The organism is Blautia sp. ZXY-1-C6 (assembly GCF_056339875.1).
In genome coordinates this window covers 1-26,645 of record NZ_JBWJVQ010000060.1, presented here as the reverse complement: position 1 = coordinate 26,645, position 26,645 = coordinate 1, and the positions used below count along the sequence as shown (strand labels likewise).

20 protein-coding genes, 4 pseudogenes and 1 riboswitch are annotated in these 26,645 nt (G+C 41.5%); of the genes and pseudogenes, 22 read left to right on the top strand and 2 right to left on the bottom strand.

What is annotated here, in order from left to right; genetic code table 11:
- From AC075J_RS02500 to glmS, 11 genes and pseudogenes are all read left to right on the top strand, one after another.
- Positions 1 to 253: imidazoleglycerol-phosphate dehydratase (locus tag AC075J_RS02500; protein ID WP_476389942.1), on the top strand; the 253-nt coding region annotated here is incomplete at its 5' end.
- Between the two features lie 78 nt (positions 254 to 331).
- Positions 332 to 658, top strand: a pseudogene (gene hisI, locus AC075J_RS02495) (phosphoribosyl-AMP cyclohydrolase); the annotation flags it as partial.
- A gap of 197 nt (positions 659 to 855) precedes the next feature.
- A riboswitch (cobalamin riboswitch) is annotated at positions 856 to 1,034 on the top strand.
- A gap of 201 nt (positions 1,035 to 1,235) precedes the next feature.
- Positions 1,236 to 2,633: a sirohydrochlorin cobaltochelatase gene (locus AC075J_RS02490; protein WP_008702995.1), complete on the top strand. Its 1,398-nt coding sequence runs from the start codon at positions 1,236 to 1,238 to the stop codon at positions 2,631 to 2,633.
- 323 nt (positions 2,634 to 2,956) lie between these two features.
- Positions 2,957 to 3,976: a hypothetical protein gene (locus tag AC075J_RS02485; protein ID WP_020993880.1), complete on the top strand. Its 1,020-nt coding sequence runs from the start codon at positions 2,957 to 2,959 to the stop codon at positions 3,974 to 3,976.
- A 24-nt stretch (positions 3,977 to 4,000) separates the two neighbouring features.
- Complete coding sequence (locus AC075J_RS02480; RefSeq protein ID WP_008702997.1) at positions 4,001 to 5,194, top strand: ABC transporter substrate-binding protein; 1,194 nt, start codon at positions 4,001 to 4,003, stop codon at positions 5,192 to 5,194.
- Positions 5,195 to 5,366: 172 nt separating this feature from the next.
- Positions 5,367 to 6,353: pseudogene (locus AC075J_RS02475) on the top strand (FecCD family ABC transporter permease).
- A 79-nt stretch (positions 6,354 to 6,432) separates the two neighbouring features.
- Positions 6,433 to 7,590: an ABC transporter ATP-binding protein gene (locus AC075J_RS02470; RefSeq protein ID WP_008702999.1), complete on the top strand. Its 1,158-nt coding sequence runs from the start codon at positions 6,433 to 6,435 to the stop codon at positions 7,588 to 7,590.
- Between the two features lie 235 nt (positions 7,591 to 7,825).
- Entirely contained in the window at positions 7,826 to 8,545 is a 720-nt protein-coding gene (locus AC075J_RS02465) for a glycosyltransferase family 2 protein (protein WP_008703000.1), read from the top strand.
- A gap of 299 nt (positions 8,546 to 8,844) precedes the next feature.
- Positions 8,845 to 9,108, top strand: coding sequence for a hypothetical protein (locus tag AC075J_RS02460; protein WP_008703001.1), 264 nt, complete (start codon positions 8,845 to 8,847; stop codon positions 9,106 to 9,108).
- Positions 9,109 to 9,187: 79 nt separating this feature from the next.
- A complete protein-coding gene (locus AC075J_RS02455; RefSeq protein ID WP_476389941.1) occupies positions 9,188 to 10,810 on the top strand; it encodes a hypothetical protein in 1,623 nt (540 codons plus the stop codon).
- A 263-nt stretch (positions 10,811 to 11,073) separates the two neighbouring features.
- Positions 11,074 to 12,916 (top strand): annotated as a pseudogene (gene glmS, locus AC075J_RS02450) (glutamine--fructose-6-phosphate transaminase (isomerizing)).
- 75 nt (positions 12,917 to 12,991) lie between these two features.
- Here the strand turns inward: glmS and AC075J_RS02445 are convergent.
- Together AC075J_RS02445 and AC075J_RS02440 are read right to left on the bottom strand one after the other, a co-directional pair.
- On the bottom strand, positions 12,992 to 14,047 hold the full coding sequence (locus AC075J_RS02445) for a tetratricopeptide repeat-containing glycosyltransferase (protein WP_022381099.1): 1,056 nt from the start codon (positions 14,045 to 14,047) through the stop codon (positions 12,992 to 12,994).
- Positions 14,048 to 14,128: 81 nt separating this feature from the next.
- Positions 14,129 to 14,602, bottom strand: coding sequence for a collagen-like protein (locus AC075J_RS02440; protein ID WP_476389940.1), 474 nt, complete (start codon positions 14,600 to 14,602; stop codon positions 14,129 to 14,131).
- Positions 14,603 to 15,436: 834 nt separating this feature from the next.
- On the opposite strand from AC075J_RS02440, the pseudogene AC075J_RS02435 reads away from it, so the two are divergent.
- From AC075J_RS02435 to AC075J_RS02385, 11 genes and pseudogenes are all read left to right on the top strand, one after another.
- Positions 15,437 to 17,033 (top strand): annotated as a pseudogene (locus tag AC075J_RS02435) (AAA family ATPase).
- 206 nt (positions 17,034 to 17,239) lie between these two features.
- Positions 17,240 to 18,040 carry a DUF4866 domain-containing protein gene (locus AC075J_RS02430; protein ID WP_022380679.1) on the top strand — a complete coding sequence of 267 codons (801 nt, stop codon included), beginning with the start codon at positions 17,240 to 17,242 and terminating at the stop codon, positions 18,038 to 18,040.
- Positions 18,041 to 18,108: 68 nt separating this feature from the next.
- On the top strand, positions 18,109 to 19,440 hold the full coding sequence (locus AC075J_RS02425) for a threonine/serine exporter family protein (RefSeq protein ID WP_020993881.1): 1,332 nt from the start codon (positions 18,109 to 18,111) through the stop codon (positions 19,438 to 19,440).
- 227 nt (positions 19,441 to 19,667) lie between these two features.
- Positions 19,668 to 20,339, top strand: a complete 672-nt coding sequence (locus AC075J_RS02420) for a lactate/malate family dehydrogenase (RefSeq protein ID WP_476389939.1) — start codon at positions 19,668 to 19,670, stop codon at positions 20,337 to 20,339.
- On the top strand, positions 20,317 to 20,619 hold the full coding sequence (locus AC075J_RS02415) for a hypothetical protein (protein ID WP_476389938.1): 303 nt from the start codon (positions 20,317 to 20,319) through the stop codon (positions 20,617 to 20,619). The genes AC075J_RS02420 and AC075J_RS02415 overlap by 23 nt, the downstream gene beginning before the upstream one ends.
- A gap of 596 nt (positions 20,620 to 21,215) precedes the next feature.
- Positions 21,216 to 22,010 (top strand): CoB--CoM heterodisulfide reductase iron-sulfur subunit B family protein, encoded by a 795-nt coding sequence (locus AC075J_RS02410; protein ID WP_476389937.1) that lies wholly within the window; start codon positions 21,216 to 21,218, stop codon positions 22,008 to 22,010.
- The gene (locus AC075J_RS02405; protein ID WP_008703021.1) at positions 22,007 to 22,396 is read left to right on the top strand and encodes a 4Fe-4S dicluster domain-containing protein; all 390 of its coding nucleotides are present in this window, start codon (positions 22,007 to 22,009) and stop codon (positions 22,394 to 22,396) included. Before AC075J_RS02410 ends, AC075J_RS02405 begins: the two co-directional genes overlap by 4 nt.
- A 6-nt stretch (positions 22,397 to 22,402) precedes the next feature.
- A complete protein-coding gene (locus AC075J_RS02400; protein WP_022380681.1) occupies positions 22,403 to 24,391 on the top strand; it encodes a CoB--CoM heterodisulfide reductase iron-sulfur subunit A family protein in 1,989 nt (662 codons plus the stop codon).
- Complete coding sequence (locus AC075J_RS02395; RefSeq protein ID WP_008703025.1) at positions 24,382 to 24,825, top strand: hydrogenase iron-sulfur subunit; 444 nt, start codon at positions 24,382 to 24,384, stop codon at positions 24,823 to 24,825. Before AC075J_RS02400 ends, AC075J_RS02395 begins: the two co-directional genes overlap by 10 nt.
- Entirely contained in the window at positions 24,813 to 25,787 is a 975-nt protein-coding gene (locus tag AC075J_RS02390) for a 4Fe-4S dicluster domain-containing protein (RefSeq protein ID WP_022380682.1), read from the top strand. Before AC075J_RS02395 ends, AC075J_RS02390 begins: the two co-directional genes overlap by 13 nt.
- Positions 25,788 to 25,790: 3 nt before the next feature.
- The gene (locus AC075J_RS02385) at positions 25,791 to 26,582 is read left to right on the top strand and encodes a hypothetical protein (protein WP_476389936.1); all 792 of its coding nucleotides are present in this window, start codon (positions 25,791 to 25,793) and stop codon (positions 26,580 to 26,582) included.
- Positions 26,583 to 26,645: the final 63 nt, after the last annotated feature.

Here is a 26,645-nt window from a genome sequence, read left to right as displayed (position 1 = left end):
AAGACCTTACTTTGTATGGGATGCAGAGTTTACCACAGACAGGATCGGTGACATGTCCACGGAAATGGTAAAAGAGTTCTTCTATGCCATTTCCTATGCCTGTGGCATGAATCTTCATATCAGGGTTCTGGCAGGTGGGAATAATCACCATGTAGCAGAAGCAATGTTCAAAAGTTTTGCCAAAGCACTGGACGCAGCCACATCCTATGATCCAAGGATCACAGATGTTCTGTCTACCAAGGGCAGTTTGTAAAATTTGAAAATTTACGAAATGATTTATGGCAATCAATAAATTAGATGGAGACAGAAAATGGAAAATACAGTGAATTTAAAAAGCAGCATCGCATGGTCTGATTTTAAATTAAACAGTGATGGAATGGTACCTGTTATAGCCCAGGATTATCAGACAAACGAAGTGCTGATGCTGGCGTATATGAATGAAGAAGCATTTAATACCACTCTTGAAACAGGTAAAATGACTTACTGGAGCAGAAGCCGCAATGAACTCTGGACGAAGGGACTCACATCCGGACATCTCCAGTTTGTAAAATCCCTTACACTGGATTGTGACAATGATACGATCCTTGCTAAAGTAGAGCAGATCGGTGCAGCCTGCCATACCGGAAACAGAACCTGTTTTTTCAAAGCCCTGACAGAAGTGTAATGAATAACGCGATAATATACATACAAGCCAAAATTCCATTGCCGCAGGCAATCTGGAATGAATTTTGGCTACGTTACTGTGAACGGAGTGAACAGTAACATTAATGCCAAACATTAAAGGAAAATATACACGAATTGTATTGACATTTTTGTTAAAATGTGATAAAAAAAGAATATCCGAATTGAATATGTGCAATGTTATAACGCAAAGGTTGCATCGTACTTGATGTGCAAAAGAGAATCCGGTGAGAATCCGGAGCGATACCGTCACTGTGTATGGGAGCTGCTTTTCAGAAACCACTGGGAAACCGGGAAGGGAGAAACAGCGATGATGACGAAGTCAGGAGAACTGCCTTGGCGTAGAATTTAAGGTCTGCGGTATACAGAACCTGTATTCTCATAACGATACATAGCTCTTTTATTAAATGAATCAGACAGAATCGAAATTACAGATATATCTGGTACATATAAACCATGTATTTATGGGAAAGCGGTAGCTGCAGAATATGCAGTTGCCTTTTTTGTGCATACAATTGTCCGGAAATACGAGAAATAAAAAGAGGAAAAACGAAATGAAAAGAAAATCCATGTTAGCCTTATTACTGGCAGTATCCATGACCTGTTCCATGACAGCAGCAACAGGTACAGTTGCTTTTGCATCTGATGATGCAGCAACAGAAGAGGCTGCAGATGACACAGAAGCAGCTGCAGACGATGCAGATGCAGCAGATACAGAGGAAGCATCTGATGATACAACAGAAGCTTCTGATGATGATCAGAAAGCCGCAGACGAAGTTGGTGCCCTGATCGATAAGATTTATGTTCAGGAAAGAACAGACACAACTGACGAAGACTGCAAAGCAGCAAAAGAAGCATGGGACAAACTTACAGATGCTCAGAAAGAACTGGTAACAGGTGAAGAAGCAAGCCCTGAATACTTTGGACGTGACACAGGTGATGCTTCCAAAGATGATCCTCGTAACCAGGATGAGATTGGTGAGAATGAACTTCTTGTAGTAAGTTTTGGTACATCCTTCAACGACAGCCGTGCAGAGGATATCAAAGGAATCGAGGATGCCCTTGCAAAAGCATATCCGGACTGGTCAGTAAGACGTGCATTTACAGCACAGATTATCATCAACCATGTACAGGCAAGAGATGATGAAGTAATCGATAATATGCAGCAGGCTCTTGACCGTGCAGTAGCTAACGGTGTTAAGAATCTTGTTGTACAGCCGACACATCTGATGCATGGTGCAGAATATGATGAAATGACAGAGGCAATTGATGGATACAAAGACAAATTTGAATCTGTTGCAATTGCAGAGCCAATGCTCGGTGAAGTTGGTGATGACGCTACAGTAATCAATGATGACAAGAAAGCAGTTGCTCAGGCGATCACAGATGAAGCTTGCAAGGAAGCTGGATTTGATGATATGAAAGCAGCAGCAGATGCAGGCACAGCATTTGTATTCATGGGACATGGTACATCCCATACAGCTAACGTAACCTATGACCAGATGCAGACACAGATGGATGATCTTGGATTCACAAACGCTTTCATCGGAACTGTAGAGGGAGAACCGGAAGACACAGCATGTGACAAGGTTATCGAGAAAGTAAAAGAAGCAGGATTCAAGAATGTAATCCTTCGTCCTCTGATGGTTGTTGCCGGAGACCACGCTAACAATGATATGGCTGGTGATGATGCAGATTCCTGGAAATCTCAGTTTGAGGCATCCGGTGATTTCGACAGTGTTGACTGTCAGATCGCAGGTCTTGGAAGAATCGCAGCAGTAGAAGATCTGTATGTGGCTCATACAAAAGCAGCAATTGATTCTCTTGGAGCATCTGACGATGCAGCAGCAGAAGATACTGATGCCAAAGCAACAGATGACAGTGCAGACGATGCACAGGCAGATGACGCAGCTGAGACAACAGCTGATACTGCAGAGGCTGACGCTGAATAAAAAATATTGTTCAAACAAGATAAACTGCCCGGAGAACTTGCAAAAGTTTCCGGGCAGATATATTATATGATAAGAAAAAAGAAGTCATAGCAATTCCATAAAATACTGCAAACAGTTCGCACGTTTCTGTTCATTCCGTTCACAGTAACGTGCGCACATCTGAGAAAGATCCAGAGGAACTGTCTTAATTGCATTATTTTCTGGAATTACTATAATATATTTGCCATCACCTGTTCAAAAGCCTGTTGCTCTGCAGCAGATGGGTTGAACAGCACGATAGAAAAAACTATAAAAAATATGAAGATAAGGGAGAAGAAATAATCATGAAGAAACGTTCATTTACATTATTAATGTCAGCACTTACTATTTCAGCTACTCTGATCGGTACAAGCCCGGTTGCTGCAAAGACAGATACTGATACGGCAACAGAAGAAACCACTGATAAAGAAGAAACAACTGCAAAAGATGCTGATTCAGAAAACACAGATAATAAAGAAACAGATGCATCCAAGAGTGATACATTAGAGGATGGCACCTACACAGCAGAATTTGATACAGACAGCGGAATGTTCCATGTAAATGAAGCAAACGATGGAAAAGGAACCCTTACAGTAAAGGAGGGCAAGATGACTATCCATGTAAGCCTTGCTTCTAAGAAAATTGTAAACCTTTTCGTCGGAAAGGCAGAAGATGCACAGAAAGACGGGGCAGAGGTTCTTGAGCCAACCACAGATACTGTTACATACAGCGATGGAATGAGTGAGGAAGTATATGGATTTGATATCCCGGTACCCGCAATTGATGAAGAATTCGATGTAGCTTTGATCGGAACAAAAGGAAAATGGTATGACCATAAGGTAAGTGTCAAAAATCCTGTAAAATCTGATGATACAGATGCAAAAAAAGATGATAAAGAAAATAAAGATGCAGATTCCAAAGCAGATGACACAGACAAAGATGCGAAAGACAGTAAGACAAGTGAAGGTAAGACTCTGGCAGATCTGAATCTTGAAGACGGCGACTATACCATGGATGTAACTCTTACAGGCGGTTCAGGAAGAGCAACCATTGATTCTCCTGCAGCCATTAATGTAGAAGGCGATAAAGCTACAGCAACTATCGTATGGAGCAGTCCGAACTATGATTATATGCTTGTGGATGGTGAGAAATATGAGCCGGTTAATAAAGACGGAAACTCCACTTTTGAAATCCCTGTCAGCGTATTTGATGCAGAGATGGAGGTAACAGCAGATACAGTAGCAATGAGTGAGCCTCACGAGATTGACTACACCTTAAATTTTGATTCCACAACTGCCAAAGAAGCAGAAAAAACAGCAAAATAATCACATACAAACAAAGAAACAATTATGAAGATGAAAAACATAATAAAGAAACAGCAAAAAACAATATTTATCGGTTTTATGTCAGTTGCATTATTTATTATCTGTATATGCACTGTCTGTACAGCATACGCAGCAGATAAAGACAATGCAAAAACTCCTGTGGATATCCCGGGACTTACCTATGACCACAGTATGGAACTTTCCTACGCAGAAGAATTCAGCGTAGACTATTACAATGATGGCTATGCTCTGATTACTATCGATCAGGAAGGACAGTTTCTTGTAGTTCCAGAGGGAAAAAAGGCTCCAAAGGGGCTTGAAAAAGATATCACAGTTATTCAACAACCGCTGAACAACATCTATCTGGTAGCAACCTCTGCCATGGATCTTTTCCGCGCAATTGACGGTATTGACAGCATTCGTCTTTCAGGAACTCAGGAGAATGGATGGTATATCCAGGAAGCAAAAGATGCCATGGAATCCGGAAAAATGATTTATGCAGGCAAGTACAATGCACCGGATTATGAACTGATCCTGGATGAAGGCTGTGGTCTTGCCATTGAATCAACTATGATCCATCATAATCCGGAGGTGGAAGAGAAACTGGAACAGTTTGGTATCCCGGTAATGGTAGAACGTTCCAGTTATGAGAGCCATCCTCTGGGAAGAACTGAATGGATGAAACTCTATGCTGTGCTTCTCGGAAAGGAAGATGTAGCTGAGAAGGCATTTAAGGAGCAGACAGACAAGCTTGACAAAGTTCTGACCTCTGATGATAAAGATACAGGTAAAACAGTAGCATTCTTTTACATTAATTCCACAGGTGCTGTCAATGTGCGAAAGAATGGTGATTATGTTTCAAACATGATCGAGCTGGCAGGCGGCAAATATGTTCCCGAAGATACAGGAGAAAGTGATAACGCTTTGTCTACCATGAATATGCAGATGGAAGAATTTTATGCCAAAGCAAAAGATGCGGACTATATCATCTATAACAGTACTATCGACGGTGAACTTTCTACTATTGATGAATTGTTGGCAAAAAGTAATCTTCTGGCAGATTTTAAGGCAGTGAAGGATGGAAATGTGTGGTGTACGGGTAAAAATCTTTTCCAGGAAACCACCGAACTTGGAACCATGATCGAAGATATTCATACAATCCTTACTACAGATGATGATTCGCTGGATGAACTTGCATATATGCATAAGTTAAAATGATATTTATAACTTTTCGGCACACTCGAATCCGCATCCTATGCGATTGGTATAGTTATTTACGAACGGCACTGAAATATGTTTGCGGGATTCTGCATAACTGCCAAAAGCAGGAAATATAAAAACAAAAGGAACAAAAAATATGGATGACAAAAAACGTACAGCCAGATACTGGATGGCATTTCTTATACTGGCGGTGTTTCTGATGATTTTATTTGTCTGGAATGTAAATGCCGGAAGCATTCATCTTTCAGTGAGTGAGATTCTGAATATTATTTTCAGACATCAGGGAGATGCGACTGCTTACAATATAATATGGGAAATCCGTCTTCCCAGGATTCTGTCAGTGATCATTCTTGGAGGAGCACTTTCTGTATCCGGATTTCTTCTTCAGACATTTTTTAATAACCCTATTGCAGGTCCCTTTGTACTTGGAATTTCTGCAGGAGCCAAGCTGGTAGTTGCACTTCTGATGATTTATTTTCTGAGCAGATCTATTTCCATGGGTTCTGCAGCCATGATCATTGCAGCATTTATCGGTTCTATCGATTTCCATGGGATTCGTCCTGCTGGTTGCAAAAAAAGTCCAGAATATGTCCATGTTGGTTATCAGCGGTGTCATGATCGGTTACATCTGCTCTGCAGTTACAGATTTCGTAGTTACCTTTGCGGATGACTCCAATATCGTCAATCTTCACAACTGGTCACTGGGAAGTTTTTCAGGAATGTCCTGGGGTAATGTGAAAGTAATGGCAATAGTAGTTCTGCTCACAATGGTGATAGTGTTCTTTATGCTAAGCCTATCGGTGCCTATCAGCTGGGTGAAGTTTATGCCCAGAATATGGGAGTGAATATCAAGCTGTTCCGCATAGGACTGATTCTCTTATCCACTATTCTGTCTGCCTGTGTGACAGCTTTTGCAGGACCAATTTCTTTTGTTGGCATTGCAGTGCCTCACATTGTAAAAAGCCTGCTGAAAACAGCCAGACCGCTCCTTGTGATCCCGGCCTGTTTTCTGGGAGGGGCAGTATTCTGTCTTTTCTGTGATCTGATCGCCAGAACCGTATTTGCACCTACAGAACTCAGTATCAGTTCCGTAACAGCAGTGTTTGGCGCACCGGTTGTAATCTATATCATGATCCGCAGACAGAAGAGAAATTGATATAAAAAGCAGGAGCAGAATACGTTATCCGGGCAGATTACTATAAGATGCAGCATAAAAAAGGAAAACAGGAAAAAATATGTCAGAGAAAATAGCAGATGTAATAAAGGAAACAGAAAATAACAAAGCAGACCGGCAGGAACAGTATTTTTTCCGTACGGATCAGCTGACTGTGGGATATGACGGAAAACCTCTTATCAGAGAAATCAATATTCAGCTGAAAAAGGGAGAAATCCTCACTCTCATCGGTCCTAACGGTGCCGGAAAATCCACTATTCTTAAAAGCATCACCAGACAGCTTGCCACGATCAGCGGTACTGTTTATCTGGATAAAGAGAAAATGGCAAAGATGACCAATAAAGAGGTTTCTCAGAAACTGGCAGTCGTGCTCACAGAGCGTATGCGTCCGGAACTGATGACCTGCGAAGACATTGTAGCCACAGGGCGTTATCCTTATACAGGAACTTTGGGAATACTCTCCGCAGAGGATAAGACAAAGGTAAAGAAATCAATGGAAACCGTCCATGCATGGGATTTAAAAGACAGGGATTTTACAGCCATCAGTGATGGTCAGAGACAACGAATCCTTCTTGCCCGGGCTATCTGTCAGGAGCCGGAGATCATTGTACTGGATGAGCCGACTTCTTTTCTGGATATCCGTCATAAGCTGGAACTTCTTACCATTTTGAAACAGATGGTGCTGGATCATCAGCTTACAGTGATCATGTCGCTGCATGAGTTGGATCTTGCACAGAAAATATCTGATAAAGTTATCTGTGTACATGGAGAATATATAGAAAAATATGGTGCTCCGGAAGAAATCTTTACTTCTGAGTATATTCGGAAGTTGTATGGAATTACCAGAGGAAGCTATAATGCTGCTTTTGGATGTGTGGAGATGGATCCGCCCAGAGGTGAACCTCAGGTGTTTGTAATTGGCGGTAATGGAAGCGGAATTCCGTATTATCGAAAACTGCAGAGACAGGGAATTCCATTTGCGGCAGGAGTGCTTCACACGAATGATGTAGACTGTCAGGTAGCCGGTGCACTTGCAGACCAGGTGATTACAGAGAAACCTTTCGAAAGTATTTCACAGGAATCTTATGATAAGGCTGTGGAATTGATGAAAAAATGTCAGAAAGTGATCTGTCCTCTGAAAGACTTCGGAACAGTGAATGCCGCAAACAGGGAACTGCTTCGCCTTGCGCGGGAGCTGGGAATACTGGCAGAGCTATAGGTTACTGTTCACTCCGTTCCCAGCAACACGCTTCGCGATGCACAGAATTTATGCTAATCGCATAAATTCGCGCAGTATGTCTCGGGTTTTCTGTGACCTTCGCTCACAAAAAACACCTCGCGGGATATTAGCAGTGAACAGTGACAGCTATAGTACATCGTTTTCGAAATAATATTATTATTTCATGTATATGTATGCTATAATGGATACCATCAATCATCCAAAGGAGAGAAATATGGATAAGTTATACATTGTTATCCCGGCATACAATGAGCAGGATAACATTGAACAGGTCATTAATGACTGGTATCCTGTTATAGAGAAGCATAACGGAAACGGTCAGTCACGTCTGATTGTCATTGATGACGGGAGCAAAGATTCTACATATGAAAAACTGAAACAGTGTACAAAGACACGCCCTCTGCTGATTCCGATAACAAAACCAAACGGCGGTCATGGTGCAACTGTGCTTTATGGCTATAAGTATGCACTCAAAAATGGTGCAGATTACATTTTCCAGACAGATTCAGACGGCCAGACACTGCCGGAAGAATTTGAACCGTTCTGGAAACGAAGACAGAAATATGATATGGTCATCGGTTGGAGAAAAGACAGACAGGATGGAATATCACGTGTTTTTGTAACAAAAACTCTGAAACTAGTTATCCGTATCTGTTTTGGGGTAAATCTGACAGATGCCAACACTCCGTACCGTTTGATGAAAGCAGAGACGATGGCCAGGTACATACATCTGATTCCGAAGGACTTTAATCTTTCCAATGTACTTCTGGCTGTTATTTATAAGAAGAAGGGATGCAGCATCAAATTTCTTCCTGTCACATTCAGACCTCGTCAGGGCGGGGTGAATTCCATTAACATGAAGAAAATCTGTAAGATCGGAAAACAGGCGGTAATAGATTTTGTGAAATTGAACAGGATTATCCGCCGAACATAAAAAATGATGAAAAAAAACTGTTGTTCCTACAGTGATCGTGAGGAACAGCAGTTTTTTTGTTGTTATATTTTCAGATAAATGTCGAATCATATCATAAGATGTCGGACGAAATAAATTGACATTTTCTTTAAACAAAATTACAATTATAGTTGTAATAAAACAGAAAACGGTATGTACCGATCTGCACACATCGGGTACATAACACACATAACACAACAAATCAACATATAACAAAACAACACACACAGGTAACAAGGTTGCCACAAATGTAAAAATAATAATAGGGAGAAAAGAATAAGATGAACAAAATGAATGAATTGTGCGAAATGGAATTAACAGGTCGTTACGAGGAGAAACTTTCTGCTCTGAAAGCGGAAATCAGTGCAGCAGATGAGTATATCAGGCAGGATAACAGTGACCTGACGGAATTTGAGAACCGATATGAGCGCTTAGATATCCCGTATCGTGTAAAAAGATTTCTGGATGACTATATTGCGTGTATGCAGACAAAATATGAACGTCTTGCAGACCTGTGCTATCTGGCAGGAGAACAAGGATTATAAAAAAAATCTTGTTTTATCTGTCGAAATAAAGTATTGTAGTAATATACTATATTTACGACAGATAAGGAGAAAATGCGTTATGTACAGAAAGAAAAATTTTATAAGTCTGGGAATGAGCCTGGTTCTGGCAGCAGGAATTACGGTAACACCTGTAACAGCAGCAGATTTCACAGATGGTACAGTTTCTGAATTTAATTCAGATGATGCAACAGAATTTGATGTACAACAGGAAACTGCGGATAATGCGGAGTTTGCATCAGATACAGAGGATAGCATTTCGGACAAAGAAGGTTCAAATGAAGCAGATTCAGACGAAGAAGTCTTTGCAGAGGCTGTAATTCCGGACGAAAACGGTGCTGTGGATAACAGACAGCTTCTGGAGAAATATCTGAATGACATTCTGTACGGACAGGATCCGGACACACAGCCAGCAGCTTCTCTGGGTGAGGATGTACTGAATGGACAGCAGCAGACCTTATATGAGGAACTTAAGAGTAAAATCAGCGCAGTGGCATCGAAAGGTGGTTCTACCAGGTTTGAAGTCAGTTCAGATCTGGGACTGACCTGGCAGACAACAGCAAGCGGTAATGCGCTCAAAAGAGAAGTAGCCGCACACCTTAATGAACTGGATATTTCAAAGATTATCGATTGCCTGGCTGTAGATTGTCCATATGAATTGTACTGGTACGAAAAGACTGCAGCTACTACCTGGCAGTATGGTTACAGCACAAAGGCAGCAGGAAACAAAACAACTGTAAAAATTGAAAATCTTTCCATATCTATGCCGGTGATCAGCAGTTATGCTTCCGGTAAATATAAAGTAAATGCAGGGATTGTACAGCTTGCAAAAAGTGCAGCAGAAAATGCCAGAATGATCGTAAAAGAATTTCAGGGTTATACAGAGACAGAAAAGCTGTACGGATATAAAGAAATGATCTGCTACCTGACTTCCTACAATGATGATGTGACGGAGGATGATGAATACGGAGATCCATGGCAGTTAATCTATGTTTTTGACGGAGATGACAGTACTAATGTGGTCTGTGAAGGTTATTCCAAGGCATTTCAGTATCTGTGCGATCTCAGTGACATTACCTGCTATACAGTGACCGGTATAATGAATGGCGGTACAGGTGAAGGTCCTCATATGTGGAATATTGTGGCAAATAACGGTAAATATTATATGGCAGATATCACAAACAGCGATGAAGGAACAGTTGGAGAAGACGGAGGTCTGTTTCTGGATACTCCGATTTCAGGAAGTATTTCCCGGGGCTATACATATGCGACAGACAGTGCGAATATATATTTTGCATATGACAAAGAAGCAAAGAGCTTATATGGAACCGGAAAAAATTCCATTCTTTATATGACGCAGGAAACGTATTCTGCTGATGATCTGACTGCAAAACCGGCAAAAACTTCAATTACAGGTATATCAAACAGGACTGCCGGGAAACTTGTGATTACATGGAAAAAGGCAAAGAGTGCAGACGGATATGAGATCTATCGCCGGGCAGGAACCACTAATCCATACGTAAGAGCAGCGGTAATTAAATCCGGTTCAACTACAAAATACACAAATGCAAAACTGAAAAAAGGACATACATATTATTACAGAATCCGTTCATACAGATATGATGAGAATGGAAGAAAGATATACAGCGGCTGGTCAACAGTAAAGAAGCAGAAAGTAAAATGAAATCGGTAATCAGAAAAAGACACAAAGGATAACGTGGATAAAACAATGATGAAAGTACTTTCGTAAAAACAGAGTACACAGTTTCAGGGGATTTTCTTGCCATATGTGGAACATCATGATACAATGAGACACGATATGACAGAGAGAACCCCTGAAATTTTATTATATTATAAGAAATTACTCCATAATGCTCTTATAATATAATAAAGCAGTATTTTTATAATGCTGTAAATATCTGGAAAATATGGGAGGAATAAATATAAATGTGTGGAATTGTTGGATTTACAGGTAATCATCAGGCAGCACCTATATTATTATATGGTCTGTCCAGACTTGAATACAGAGGTTATGATTCAGCGGGACTTGCAGTTCGCGACGGCGAAGGTGATACAGAGGTTATTAAAGCGAAAGGCAGACTGAAAGTTCTTGCAGATAAAACTAATAATGGAGAATCTGTACCTGGAACATGTGGTATCGGACATACCCGTTGGGCGACACATGGAGAACCATCTGAGACAAATGCGCATCCCCATATGAGTGATGACGGTAACGTAGTAGCAGTTCATAATGGAATCATTGAGAATTATCAGGAACTGAAAGACAAACTGATCCGCAATGGCTATGAGTTTTATTCATCTACAGACACTGAAGTAGCAGTTAAACTTGTGGATTATTATTATAAGAAATATCTCGGAACACCGGTAGATGCCATTAACCATGCAATGGTCCGTATCCGCGGTTCCTATGCTCTTGCGATCATGTTTAAAGACTACCCGGGAGAGATTTATGTGGCAAGAAAGACCAGCCCGATGATCCTTGGGGTGGAGAACGGTGAATCTTACATTGCATCCGATGTTCCTGCAATTTTAAAATACACCAGAAATGTATATTATATTGGAAATCTGGAGATGGCTCGTATCAGAAAAGGGGAGATCACGTTCTACAATCTGGATGGTGATGAGAATCCAGAAAGAGCCGAAAACAATTGAATGGGATGCAGAAGCGGCGGAGAAAGCGGGATTTGAACATTTCATGATAAAAGAAATTCATGAACAGCCGAAAGCAGTTCGGGATACTTTGAATTCTGTACTCAAAGATGATCGTATTGATCTCTCAGAAGTAGGTCTTACAGATGAGGAGATCAAAAAGATCAGCCAGATCTATATTGTAGCCTGTGGCTCTGCTTACCATGTGGGAATGGCAGCCCAGTATGTGATCGAAGATCTGACAAGGATTCCGGTACGTGTGGAACTGGCATCGGAATTCCGATACAGAAATCCGATTTTAAATCCGGAAGGTCTTGTGGTCATTGTCAGCCAGTCAGGGGAAACAGCAGACAGCCTTGCGGCACTTCGTGAGGCGAAACAGAGAGGTATCCGTACACTGGGAATTGTCAATGTGGTAGGTTCTTCCATTGCCAGAGAAGCGGATAATGTTTTTTACACTCTGGCGGGACCGGAAATTTCTGTAGCAACTACCAAGGCATACAGTACTCAGTTGATTGCCTCCTATGCACTGGCAGTGCAGTTTGGAAAAGTCAGAGAACAGATTACAGAAGAAAAATATCAGGAGCTGATCGCAGAGCTGAAAACACTTCCGGATAAGATTGCCAAGATCATTGAAGATGACAAAGAGCGTATCCAGTGGTTTGCGGCTAAGCAGGCAAATGCCAGGGATGCTTTCTTTATCGGGCGTGGTATTGACTATGCCATCAGTATGGAAGGCAGCCTTAAGATGAAAGAAGTCAGTTATGTACACACAGAAGCTTATGCGGCCGGAGAACTGAAACATGGCACAATCTCTCTGATTGAGGACGGAACTCTTGTGATCGGTATTCTCACGCAGAATCATCTCTATGAGAAAACAGTCTCCAATATGGTAGAATGTAAGAGTCGCGGTGCATACCTGATGGGACTCACCACATATGGACATTATAATATAGAAGATACTGCAGATTTCACAGTTTATATTCCGAAAACAGATCCACACTTTGCAACTTCACTGGCAGTTATTCCTTTGCAGCTGCTTGGCTACTATGTCAGCGTAGCCAAAGGCCTGGATGTAGATAAGCCGAGAAATCTGGCTAAGAGTGTAACTGTAGAATAGTGCCGGGAAAACAATACAATATGTAGCGTAATGCCACAGACTGTAAAGGATTAATACGGTCTGTGGCATTTTTTTTCAAAATCCCAGAATCTCATGAAAATAGATCTGATTTTGAATAACAGAAGGATGTTCCGGTTTCAGTGTTCTGGCTTTCCGGTGAAATTCAAAAGCTTCTTTGTGCATTCCGGATTTGTCCAGACATACACATAATTGCAGAAATGGTATGAAATTATGGCAGTCCGGAATATAGAATCCTCCGTTTTGGCTGTTGTCCGGTGCAAGAAGTGCCTGATGATACCAGTGAGCTGCCATGGAAAAGTTCTGTTTCATAAAAAATATTTTCCCAATCTCACAGCATATTTCGGCTCTTGGAATATCTGACATGAAACTGTGAAACAGTATCTCAAGAGCATGCTGGTCATTGCCTGATGCCTGATAACAATAGGAGAGAACCAGACAACTGTCCAGTCTGTTTTCAATCCAGCCGTCCGGCTCTTTCAGAAATTTTTTCAGAACACAGATGGCATACTCGTATTGCTTATGATAAAAAAGTTCCCGGCCATAATAAAATAAGTCTCTGGGTTCCAGAGGCTCTCCTTCTTCGATCATCTGTTGATAGATGTGCAGATTTCGAAAGGAAGAGCAGGGTTTTATTTTGCGATGTTCAATCTGTATGGGAGAATAAAGGATGTTCCCGGTGGGAATGATGGATTCATGAACTCTTCCCCGCCATCTGAAATTTCGGGAAGTTTTTAAGATGCGTTCTCTGTAACAGGAGAATGCAGCATGATTCCATTCATCGAAATCTGTGACATAATCCATCATAACCATATCTGTGTTCGGACTCAGTGTTTCTTTTAATTGTTTTAGTCTGTACAGATTTTCCTGAGTGATCATGTCGTCTGCATCCAGCCACATCCAGTAATCAGTACTGACTTTTTCCGAAATAAAATTCCGGGCAGCAGAAAAATCATTTTTCCATGGAAAATCATAAACTTCTGCTGTAAATTCTCTGATAATTTCTTTGGTCCTGTCTGTAGAACCGGTATCACAGATAAGAATTTTGTCTACAATTTCTTTCATGGGTTTCAGGATACGTGGCAATACTTTTTCTTCATTTTTTACAATCATACAAAGGCTGAGAGAAATCATGGAAGATAATTTAAAGCACCTTTTGAGAAAATCAGGAGGAGCATTTGCCCCTCCTGAGGTTTAAGCTGCAAGAAGTCCGGCTGCGCGGAGATTTGCGAGAAGCTGATTAAACTGGGTTACAATATCTGTCTGACCTGTGGCATCTGCTACGGCCGCTGCCGGAGCTACAGTACCGGCAGGTCCGGTAGCACCAGTGGCTCCAGTAGGTCCGGCAGGCCCGGCAGCACCAGTAGGTCCGATAGCTCCGGAAGGTCCGGCAGGGCCAGTGGCTCCGGTAGCTCCGACAGGTCCGGTAGCGCCAGTGGCTCCAACAGGTCCGACAGGACCTGGGTAGCCTTGAAGTCCGGGTTCACCCTGGGGGCCCTGAGGTCCCATTGGACCAACGGGACCGGGACAGCCTCTGGGTCCGGTAGGACCAGGACAACCGCGCGGCCCCTGAGGTCCCTGACAGTCACAGCTACAGCGATTGTTATTGTTACAACAGGATGTACCGGATAATTCCGGATCATCTGAGGTATGACGACTAAACAGCATAGAAAAGTATCACCTCTGGAAAAATCTTATATCGTCAGACTAGACAGTCTGCCCGGCAGACTGTAATTTTACAGGACATTCCGGCAGTTGTCGTGGAATCTGACAATAATAGATTGCAGTTCTCGATATTAGTATATGTTTCATATGTGAGTTTGTGACTTACTATTGTATAACTGTCAACTACCCATTACCTAAAGGCAATGGGCTTGTAACTGCCCAGTCGTAGTAACGGTTTACGCCTTCGACCTTTTATCCCCAATAGGTATTGCTGCCTAAAGTGGCGCTACATCATAGGGTGGTTGACAGCATCCTTTACAGACAAGATATACTCATCTGTAACTGTATCAGGTACTAAACTTCCCATGCTATACAGCAAACATTCTTTTACGGGTAAGATTTTACGCAATACGCGAGTTTTTTACTTTATAGGAAAGAAATATAAAAACTGCTGTGGAAAATAATTATATTTTCCTGACAGGATAATTATCAAAAATGAAAAGAGTCTGATGCATAAAACATATAGGTTTATGCGTTGGATTCTTTTTTGTCTCTTGCCCAATAAGTTCCGGTATGCTATGATAAACAAAAGCATATTTTCTAATTATCTAAATCTATGTAACTGTCCGGTATTTTCAACAGTTACAGCCAAATCTCAATTCATATACAGATCATGAATCTGTTCTTTCAGAAAAGTCATGCTTTAATTTTCACTATTTATTTCTAGCAGGAGTTTTCTAAAAGACAGGAACTCCTGAACATATTTATTAAGGAGGTTATAAGATGCTGTATAAGAAGACAGAAAAGCTATCAATAATAAAGAGGGAGGGTGAGATAATGGGTATGTTTGTAAATCCGAATGCTGCAGCATTTCAGTGTGCAGTCAATTCAGAAGTATATATAGACAAAACGGGATTATTGGAATATACAAATAAAGTATTGGGCACAAATGCCAGGTTTATATGTAACAGTCGTCCGCGCAGATTCGGGAAATCTGTTACTGTAGATATGCTGACTGCATATTACAGTAAAGGATGCGACACTGAAAAAATGTTTTCAGGACTGGAAATCAGCAAATGTCCGGATTTTTACGAACATTTAAATAAATATGATGTCATTCGTTTTGATGTACAATGGTGCTGTATATCAGCAGGTTCCAGTGAGAATTTAATTTCATATATCACGAATATCGTTGTTTCCGAATTAAGAGAGACTTATCCTGAAGTCAATCTGGTGGAAAACAGCACTATATATGGAGCAATGGCACGCATTAATACTGTATTAGGAAAACAGTTTATTGTAATCATTGATGAATGGGATGTTCTGATTCGTGATGAAGCCCATAATCAGGCAGCACAGGAAATGTATATTGACTTTCTCAGAAACATGTTTAAAGGAATTGAGGCATCAAAATATATCGCACTTGCATATCTGACCGGAATTTTACCGATAAAGAAATTAAAAACCCAGTCTGCCTTAAATAATTTCACCCAGTTTACAATGCTTAATGCCGGCCCATTGACACCATATATCGGTTTTAATGAAGATGAAGTAATCGATTTGTGTGAAAAATATGAGATAGATTTTGCAGAAGTGAGGCGGTGGTACGATGGTTACCGTCTTGGAGATTACCATGTATATAATCCAAATGCGTTAGTAAATCTGACAATTATGCGGACATTCCAGAGCTACTGGTCACAGACAGGAACCTATCTGTCAATCCTGCCACTGATCAACATGGATTTTGATGGTCTGCGGACATCCATCATAGAAATGCTGTCCGGTTCCTCTGTAGAAGTAAATGTCAATGAATTTCAGAATGATATGGTCAGCTTCGCAGACAAAGATGATGTATTGAACTCTGTTGATCCACCTGGGTTACCTTGCCTACGACCAGAGAACCCAGAGAGCTTATATTCCCAATGAAGAAATCCGTCAGGAATTTCGTGCCGCAACCAAACGAAATAAATGGAACGAACTGATTGAATTCCAGCAGGAATCTGAGAAACTACTGGAAGCCACCTGGGAAATGGATGCAGAAACAGTTGCTGAACAGATAGAGAAAATCCATGCAGAATACACATCAGTGATTCAGTACAATAACGAGAATTCCCTGAGCAGCGTACTCAGTATTGCGTACCTAAGTGCAATAAAATACTATTTTAAGCCAATCCGGGAACTCCCGACAGGAAGAGGCTTCGCAGATTTCGTCTTCATCCCCAAACCACTGTACAGAGACTATTATCCTGCATTACTCGTCGAATTGAAATGGAACAAAGACGCAGAAACTGCTCTGAATCAGATAAAAGAACGAAAATATCCAGAGTCATTACAGCAGTATACAGGAGATATTTTGCTGGTGGGGATCAACGACGATAAAAAAGAAAAAGTACATCGATGTGTAATCGAAAAATGGTTTCCACTGTGTATATAGAACGTAACTTCAAAAGAATCATATAAGTTATGAGAAAAGATATTCTACCCCAGTGGATGGAATGTCTTTTTTATATAATTTTTAGCTTGCATCTATGTAAAATTGATATCAGAAAATTCCCTCTTTTTATGTTGACATTACTAAAAGCAAGACTATAATGAAAACCGAAAAAAGAATCTGATACGATTGGAAAGGGGAAGTTAATTATGAGTACAGTTTTGCCAAGAGAAGAAGCAGTAGAAACAATTTTTTCTAAAATTTTGGCTTCGCCGGAAGCATCCGGACGATTAAGCGGAGTTTTTTATGACCATATAGATGACGACCATCGTCTGACAGATAATGACAGAGATCATTTCCTGCAGGTATTGTTTCATGCGTACCAGAACGGTGATATCAGTGCACTGCTGTTGGAATTATGCGGCAGAAGTATGTTTGACCTGTTAAGGGAGGCTTATCTGATCCCGAAGAAATTCCACGGAAAAGCAGGAGAGAACCCGGTGCTCCTTACAGATGCAGCCGGAGGACTTCTTCCCGGGGAAAAGGTTTCAGCCAGAGAATATGCAAAATTCAAGGAAACATATGAACATCATGAATGTGCCCCCAGATCTGCACTGTATCTTGCAGATGGTTATGATCTTGTCCGTACCTATACAGAAGGTCTGAACATTACAGAAGAAAAAGATAACCGTAAACGTGGTGTCCTGGCTCTTTATGCACTTCCCGACACCTGTAAACTGGGTCTGACAGAAGCACAGGCATATGCCGTTGTATGGGATGCTTTCCAGAAGATTCAGGAAGAAGCCCCAAGAGCCATGGTATACTACGGACAGGAAACAGGTCTGAAGAAAGAGAATCCGGATAAACCCTATGATGAAATTGGAATTCTTCTTCCTATCCATGAATTTGAGAAAAAAATGCTGCAGCATTTAGACGAGATTGACGGAATCGTACTGGCATGCAGAGAGAAAATGATGGAGAAAGCAGGAAATGACAGTCTGCAGCTTTAACAAATCAAGCAAGTAGCAAAGCGGATGATTTTATCCGATTGACAATATAGAATGAGGAAGTGAGAAAAATGCCGCAGGAAGTGATTAAAAAGAACCATATGGATGTTGCCTGGCATGAGTATACAGATGAAAATGGGGGAAATGTACCAGTTGTAGATTCCAGCATCGCAGAGAAAGCATCCATTATCGGACGTGTGGGGATTATGTTTCTCTCATGCGGTACCGGAGCATGGAGAGTGAGAAGTTCCATGAATACACTGGCAGAAGCACTTGGCATTACGTGTACGGAGGATATTGGTCTGATGTCCATTGAATATACATGTTATGACGGAGAAAATGGTTTTACCCAGTCGTTGTGCCTGACTAATACAGGCGTAAATACTTTGAAGTTAAATCGTCTGGAACACTTTATCCGAAACTTTGAAAAAGAAGGAAAACATATGTCAGGAGAACAGCTGCATACATTTCTTGACAATATTGAAAAAACACATGGTCTATATTCCCCGCCTGCACTGGGACTTGCTGCAGCGATCGCATGCTGCGGATTTACATTCCTTCTTGGGGGCGGTCCGATTGAGATGTTCTGTGCATTTGTCGGGGCAGGAATTGGAAATTATCTCCGCTGCAAACTGACCAAACACCATTTTACATTGTTCTTATGTATTGTGTCTTCTGTATCTCTGGCATGTTTTGCATATGCAGGTCTGCTCAAACTTGGAGAAATATTATTTGGTATTTCTGTTCAGCACGAAGCGGGATATATCTGTGCAATGCTCTTTATCATACCGGGATTTCCGTTTATTACCAGTGGTATTGACCTTGCAAAACTGGATATGCGTTCAGGAATAGAACGTCTGACTTATGCTTTGATCGTTATTCTGGTAGCTACTATGTCAGCATGGATCATGGCACTGATCCTGCATTTGAAACCTGTAGATTTTATAAAACTTTCACTGTCAACAGAGCAGTGGATCTTATTCAGGCTTCTTGCAAGTTTCTGCGGAGTGTTTGGATTCTCTATCATGTTTAACAGCCCGGTTCGTCTGGCAGTCGCAGCAGCCGGGATAGGAGCAGTTGCCAATACTCTGAGACTGGAACTGGTAGACCTTGCAAATATTCCTCCTGCTGCAGCCGCATTTATTGGTGCACTTACTGCGGGACTTCTGGCGTCCCTGCTGAAGAATAAAGTCGGATATCCAAGGATATCTGTAACAGTTCCCTCAATCGTTATCATGGTTCCGGGATTATATTTATACAGAGGATTTTATAATCTTGGTATTATGTCATTATCAGTAGCTGCATCCTGGTTTGCGTCTGCGATCCTTATCATTGCAGCGTTGCCATTAGGACTAATCTTTGCACGTATTCTGACAGATAAAGCTTTCAGATACTGTACTTAACCGAATCAAAAATCAGGGAAATCCCCAACCACTGCTTAAATTGCAAGTATCTACTCCAATAGGAAAATGTGAAAATTATATCAAACTAACAAACAATTTTATGCTTCCAAACAAATATTTAAACGAAAAAATTGTTCAGGTTTCTGTACAAAAGCTCTTGTCAATTTTTTGACAATGTGTTATCATTAAGACGTCAATTTTGTTAGGAGAAAAGGAGTATTAAGATTATGAGCAGTAAAATTACTATCATTGGAGCCGGCAGCGTCGGATCTACCATCGCGTACACTTTATCAAGCCAGGATATCGCATCTGAAATTGTTCTGATCGATATCAACAAAAAGAAAGCAGAAGGTGAAGTTCTGGATATTATCCAGGGAACCTGCTTCAGAGATCCTATCTCTATCATTGCCGGAGACTACGAAGATGCTAGGGATTCTGACATCGTTATCATCACATCCGGTATTGCCCGTAAACCAGGACAGACAAGACTTGAACTTACACAGACAAATGTAAATATCCTCAAATCTATCACACCGGAGATCGTAAAGGCAGCTCCAAATGCCCTTTATCTGATCGTAAGCAATCCGGTTGATATCATGACTTATGTATTTACAAAGATTTCCGGACTTCCAGAAAACCAGATCCTTGGTTCCGGTACAATTCTTGACTCTGCACGTCTGCGCTGCGGATTATCCGAACATTTCCAGATTGCACAGAGTAATATCCATGCCTATGTATTCGGTGAGCATGGAGATACATCCTTTATTCCGTGGTCTGGTGCCTATATTTCAGGTGTAAGTGTGGATGAATATTACGACCTTGAGAAGAAACTCGGTAAGGATATTGAACCGATTGATAAAGAAGCAATGCTTCAGTATGTACAGAAATCTGGGCGGTGAGATCATTTCCAAGAAAGGTGCAACTTTCTATGCAGTATCCTCTTCTGTATGCAAACTTTGCAGCCTTCTTGTATCTTCTTCAGAGTCTATCTCTACAGTATCTACTATGATGCATGGAGAGTACGGAATCGATGATGTATGCCTGAGTACATTAACTCTGGTAGGACCAAATGGTGTACAGGGCAAAGTTCCAATGAGAATGACAAAAGCTGAGATCGAACAGCTTAAGAAGAGTGCAGATGCACTGAAAGAAATTATTGCTCAGATTGACCTTAATTAATAATATATCAGACAAAACATTCAGAAGTACAGGTACAGCCTGTTCTTCTGAATCCATATTACTGTTTACTCCTTTTTAATTATTAGCCAAAATTCTGTACTGTAAGCGGAAACAGACGAATTTTGGCTTACATATATCAAAAGCAAAAAAATATATAAATAATATTTTTATTAATTTTTTGAAAGATACTATGATTGTGAGTAAATAGAAAAGCGGAAGATTTTATCTGCCTGAAAAAGATTAATTTAGATCAGAAGAATTGAGCAATGATGCGTGATAAAAAAATTATCAAAAACCTCTTGTTAAAATGTTGTCAATATGGTATAATATTTTTCGGAAATCGAGCTGATACACTCCTTTAATTGCGGAGGAAGGGTGTGCGAACTCTTTTATTTTCTATGTCTCAACAAAGATATAAAAAGTAATTGTATTAGACTTGATTTATATTTTTGTCCATATATTGTTAAAAAAAAGACAAGGACTAGCGGCTGTTATTTACGGGCGCTATATATCGGGGCAAATTGCTTTTGGACCCTGATATCATTATTTGAGCAACATGAATTTATCTGAACAACTAAGAAAGGATAATGTTAAGTATGAAGTACAGTTATTATCCGGGTTGTACCCTGAGAAACAAGGCGAAAGATCTGGACGAATATGCCAGAGCCAGCGCCAGAGCACTTGGGTTTGAACTGGAAGAGATCGAAGACTGGCAGTGCTGCGGAGGTGTTTATCCTCTGGGAACTGACGAGATCGCTACGAAACTTTCTTCCGTACGTGCTCTTAATCAGGCCAAAGAAAAAGGCCAGGATCTGGTGACAATCTGTTCTGCCTGTCATCACGTGATCAAACGTGTCAATGACGACATGAAGAATGTGGAAGATATCCGCACCAGAGCAAATAATTACATGCAGCTTGACGAGCCTTATGCTGGCGAGACAACAGTACTCCATTATCTGGAAGTGCTTCGCGACAGAGTTGGCTTTGACAAGCTGAAAGAGAAAGTAGTAAACCCGCTTACAGGAAAGAAGATCGGAGCATGTTACGGATGTCTCTTATTACGTCCGGGTAAGATCATGGCTTTCGATGATCCTGAGAATCCGACAATCATGGAAGATTTCATCCGTGCACTTGGGGCAGAACCGGTAATCTATCCATACAGAAATGAATGCTGCGGCGGTTACATTTCTCTGAAAGAAAAAGATATGTCTCAGAACATGTGTCAGAAAATCGAAGACAGTGCGAAAGGCTTTGGCGCAGATATGTTGATCACAGCCTGTCCATTGTGTAAATATAATTTAAATAAAAACGCTTCCAGCGAACTGCCTGTATATTATTTCACAGAGCTCCTTGCAGAAGCCCTCGGAGTAAAAGAGGAGGTGGCAAAATGAGAAACCAGCATTCAGCAGCAGAAAAGATCAAAGAGATCTCCGGAACCAATCCGCTGAAATGTATGAAATGTGGAAAATGTTCTGCTACCTGCCCATCTTTCAATGAAATGGATATCAAGCCACATCAGTTTGTATCCTATGTTGTAAATGAAGATATCGAAGCACTTGTCAATTCAAAGTCTCTCTGGAAATGCCTTTCCTGCTTCGCCTGTGTAGAGCGTTGTCCAAGAGATGTAAAACCGGGAAAGATCATCGATGCAGCAAGACAGTTAGTTGTCCGTGAAAAAGGCGGCGATTATCTGAAAGCAGATGAGATACCACAGCTTCTTGATCCGGAACTGCCACAGCAGCTTTTGGTAAGTGCATTCAGAAGATACAGGAGGTAAGCCAGCGTGCAGAGAATTGGTGTATTTGTCTGTCATTGCGGAAGTAATATCGCCGCTACGGTAGATGTAAAAAAAGTTGTTGAATTAGCTGCCAAAGAGCCGGGTGTCGTTCATGCAGAAGACTACCAGTACATGTGCTCAGAAGCAGGCCAGGCTAAAATTCAGGAAGCCATTAAAGAGAAAAACCTGACAGGCGTTGTTGTCTGTTCATGCTCTCCACGTATGCATGAGGCAACATTCAGAAAAGCAGCTGAAAGAGCTGGCCTGAATCCATACATGGTGGAGATTGCAAATATCCGTGAGCATTGTTCCTGGATCCACAAGGATATGGAAGAGGCTACAAAGAAGGCCGTGATCCTTGCCAGGGCAGCAATCGCAAAAGTAAACTTAAACACACCTCTTCAGCCAGGGGAGAGCCGTGTTACAAAGAGAGCCCTGATCATCGGCGGCGGTATTGCCGGAATTCAGACAGCCCTGGATATCGCAGATGCAGGATATGAAGTAGATATCGTAGAGAAGACTCCAAGTATCGGTGGAAGAATGTCACAGCTTGATAAAACATTCCCGACACTTGACTGTTCTGCATGTATCCTCACACCTAAGATGGTAGAGGCAGCAGCACATGAGAAGATCAATATCTATACATACAGTGAAGTAGAACATGTCAGCGGTTTCGTAGGTGATTTCACCGTTGATATCAGAAAGAAAGCAAGAAGTGTAAATATGGACAAATGTACAGGCTGCGGTGTCTGCCAGGAAAAATGTCCGTCCAAGAAGATTCCGAACGAATTTAACAGAGGATTAAATAACAGAACTGCTATTTACACTCCATTTGCACAGGCAATCCCGAATGTTCCGGTTATCGACCGTGAGAACTGTCTGAAATTTAAAACAGGAAAATGTGGTGTCTGCTCCAAAGTATGTCAGGCAGGAGCCATTGATTACGATCAGCAGGATGAGATCGTAACACAGAAATACGGTGCAATCGTAGTTGCTACAGGTTTTGATACCATCAAACTTGACAAATATGATGAATATGCGTACAGCCAGAGTAAAGATGTTATTACATCCCTGGAACTGGAACGTATTATGAATGCAGCAGGTCCTACAAAAGGACACTTAGAGCGTCTTTCCGACGGAAAGGCTCCGAAAGAGCTGGTATTTATCCAGTGTGTGGGAAGCAGATGTTCTGATGACAGAGGAAAGCCATACTGTTCCAAGATCTGCTGTATGTACACAGCAAAACATGCAATGCTGATCCGTGATAAATATCCGGATACAAATGTAACAGTCTTCTATATTGATGTGCGTACACCTGGTAAGAACTTCGATGAGTTCTACAGAAGAGCCGTAGAACAGTACGGCGTAAACTACATCAAAGGCCAGGTAGGAAAAGTTATTCCACAGCCGGACGGAAGCCTTCTTGTACAGGGATCTGACCTGATCGACAACAAACAAATCCTTAAGAAAGCAGATATGGTCGTTCTTGCAACAGCCATTGAACCGAACCCGGATGTTCGTAAGATCGCTACTATGCTTACAGCAAGTATTGATACAAACAACTTCCTCACAGAAGCCCATGCAAAACTCCGTCCTGTAGAATCTCCTACAGCAGGTATCTTCCTTTCCGGTGTATGCCAGGGACCGAAAGATATTCCGGAGACAGTTGCACAGGCTGGCGCAGCAGCAGTTAAGGCAATCGGCCTTCTTGCCAAAGATAAACTGACAACCAACCCATGTACAGCAAAATCCGATGAACTGTTATGTAACGGATGTTCTACATGTGCAAATGTCTGCCCATATGGAGCAATTTCCTATGAGGATAAACAGGTAAATGACCACGGTATCCGTGAAACAAGAAGAGTAGCCGTTGTAAATACAGCACTTTGCCAGGGATGCGGCGCTTGTACAGTAGCCTGCCCGTCTGGTGCTATGGATCTGCAGGGCTTTTCCAACAGACAGATTATCGCGGAGGTAGATGCAATATGTCGATAGAAACAAACGAAGAATTCAGACCTAAGATTGTAGCATTCTGCTGTAACTGGTGTAGTTACGCAGGTGCAGACCTTGCAGGAAGCAGCCGTCTTTCTTACCCGGCTGACGTAAAGATCATCCGTGTTCCATGTTCCTGCCGTGTCAATCCAATGTTCATCCTCCGTGCTTTTGAGAAAGGTGCTGACGGTGTGATCATGTGTGGATGTCATCCTGGAGACTGTCATTACAGCACAGGTAACTACTATGCAAGAAGACGTATGACGCTTCTTTTCTCCATGCTCGACTACATCGGTGTGGAAAACGGAAGAACACGAGTAGAATGGGTTTCCGCTGCTGAAGGTGTGAAATTCTCCCAGACTATGAATGAGTTTGTAGAGAAGATCCATTCACTTGGTAAGAACGTAAGATTGGAGGATTTAAGATGCAGGAGCTGATAAATCGTGCAAAAGAACTGCTTGCTGACGGTACAGTTGCAAGAGTTCTGGGATGGAAAGCCGGAGATCTGCCTTACAATCCGGAACCGGCTTACTTTGAAACAGAAGAATCTCTGAAAGATTTTGTATATAACGGATTCTGCGGTGCAAACTTAAGCAAATATATGATCGAAGCTTCCAAACTGGAAGGCAAGACACTGGTTTGTTTAAAACCATGTGATACATACAGCTTTAATCAGCTGATCAAAGAGCATCGTGTAGACCGTGAGAAAGCTTATATCATTGGTGTTGGATGTAAAGGAAAACTGGATATCGAGAGAATCCGCAAACAGGGAATCAAAGGTATCGAAAGCATTTCCGGTGCAGAGATCACAGATGAGGCAGAAACACTGACTATTCAGACAATCTATGGTGAGAAGACCTGTGCATACAAAGATGCAATGCTTGAAAGATGTCACGTATGTAAAGGAAAAGAACATAAGATTTATGATGAACTTATCGGTGAGTCCAAAGACACAAAAGATGCAGATCGTTTTGCAGAAGTAGAGAAGATCGAAGCAATGAGCCCGGAAGAAAAATTTGCATTCTTCCAGAGCCAGTTAAGCAAATGTATCCGCTGCAATGCCTGCCGTAATGTCTGTCCTGCATGCAGCTGCCGTAAATGTGTATTCGACAGCAATAAGTTTGACAGTGCGCAGAAAGCAAACGTGGACTCTTTCGAAGAGAAGATGTTCCATATCATCCGTGCATTCCATGTGGCAGGAAGATGTACAGACTGCGGCGAATGCAGCAGAGTATGTCCTCAGGGAATTCCGCTTCACCTGTTCAATCGTAAATTTATCAAAGATATTGATACATTCTATGGTGAATATCAGGCAGGAGAGGATTCAACATCCAAGGGACCTCTTACAAACTTTACATTTGAAGATGTTGAGCCGAGTATCGTGGCAGAAAGGGGATAATGTATGTATAAGATAGCAGCAGAGAATCTGCAGGCATTATTCCAGAAAATTGCCGCAGATCAGGATTTATATTTACCTGTCAAAGTCAGTGATCAGGTAAACTTCAGAGCATGGAGCCAGGACGCAGAAGTCTGTCTTGACACTTTAAAAACCGTAAAGTCACCAAAAGATGCTTTCTTTCCACAGAGTGAAAACCTTTATACCTGCGAAAAAGAAGGAAAGAACATTACCATCGAACCACAGGCATTACAGGAGAAAAACTTTGTTGTATTCGGTATGAAAGCCTGCGATGTACAGGGTGTAAAAGTTCTGGATAACGTATTTTTAAGTGATCCGGTAGATACCTTCTATGCAGCAAGAAGAGAGCATGGAACCATCGTTGCACTTGCATGTCATGAACCGGAAGAGAGCTGTTTCTGTAAGGTATTTGGCATTGACTGTGCAGATCCTGTTGCAGATGTTGCAGCATGGATGATCGAAGGCGAGCTTTACTGGAAACCTCTTACAGAGAAGGGCGAAGCTCTTACAAAAGCAGTTGCAGAACTTCTTAACGATGCGGATGAAGCAAAGGTAGAAGAAGAGAAAACTGCAATCCGCGCCATCGTAGAAAAACTTCCTTACTCTAATCTTTCTCTGGAAGGATGGGGACAGGAAGATTACATGGACCGTTTTAACTCTCCTGTATGGGAAGAACTTTACAAACCATGTCTGGCATGTGGTACTGGTCAAAAGCGACGAAAAACGCGAAAGCGTTTCACGATAAATGCGAAAACATCAGAGGTACTTTCCTGGTGAAGCGACGAAAAACGCGAAAGCGTTTCACGATAAATGCGAAAATATCAGAGGTACTTTCCTGGA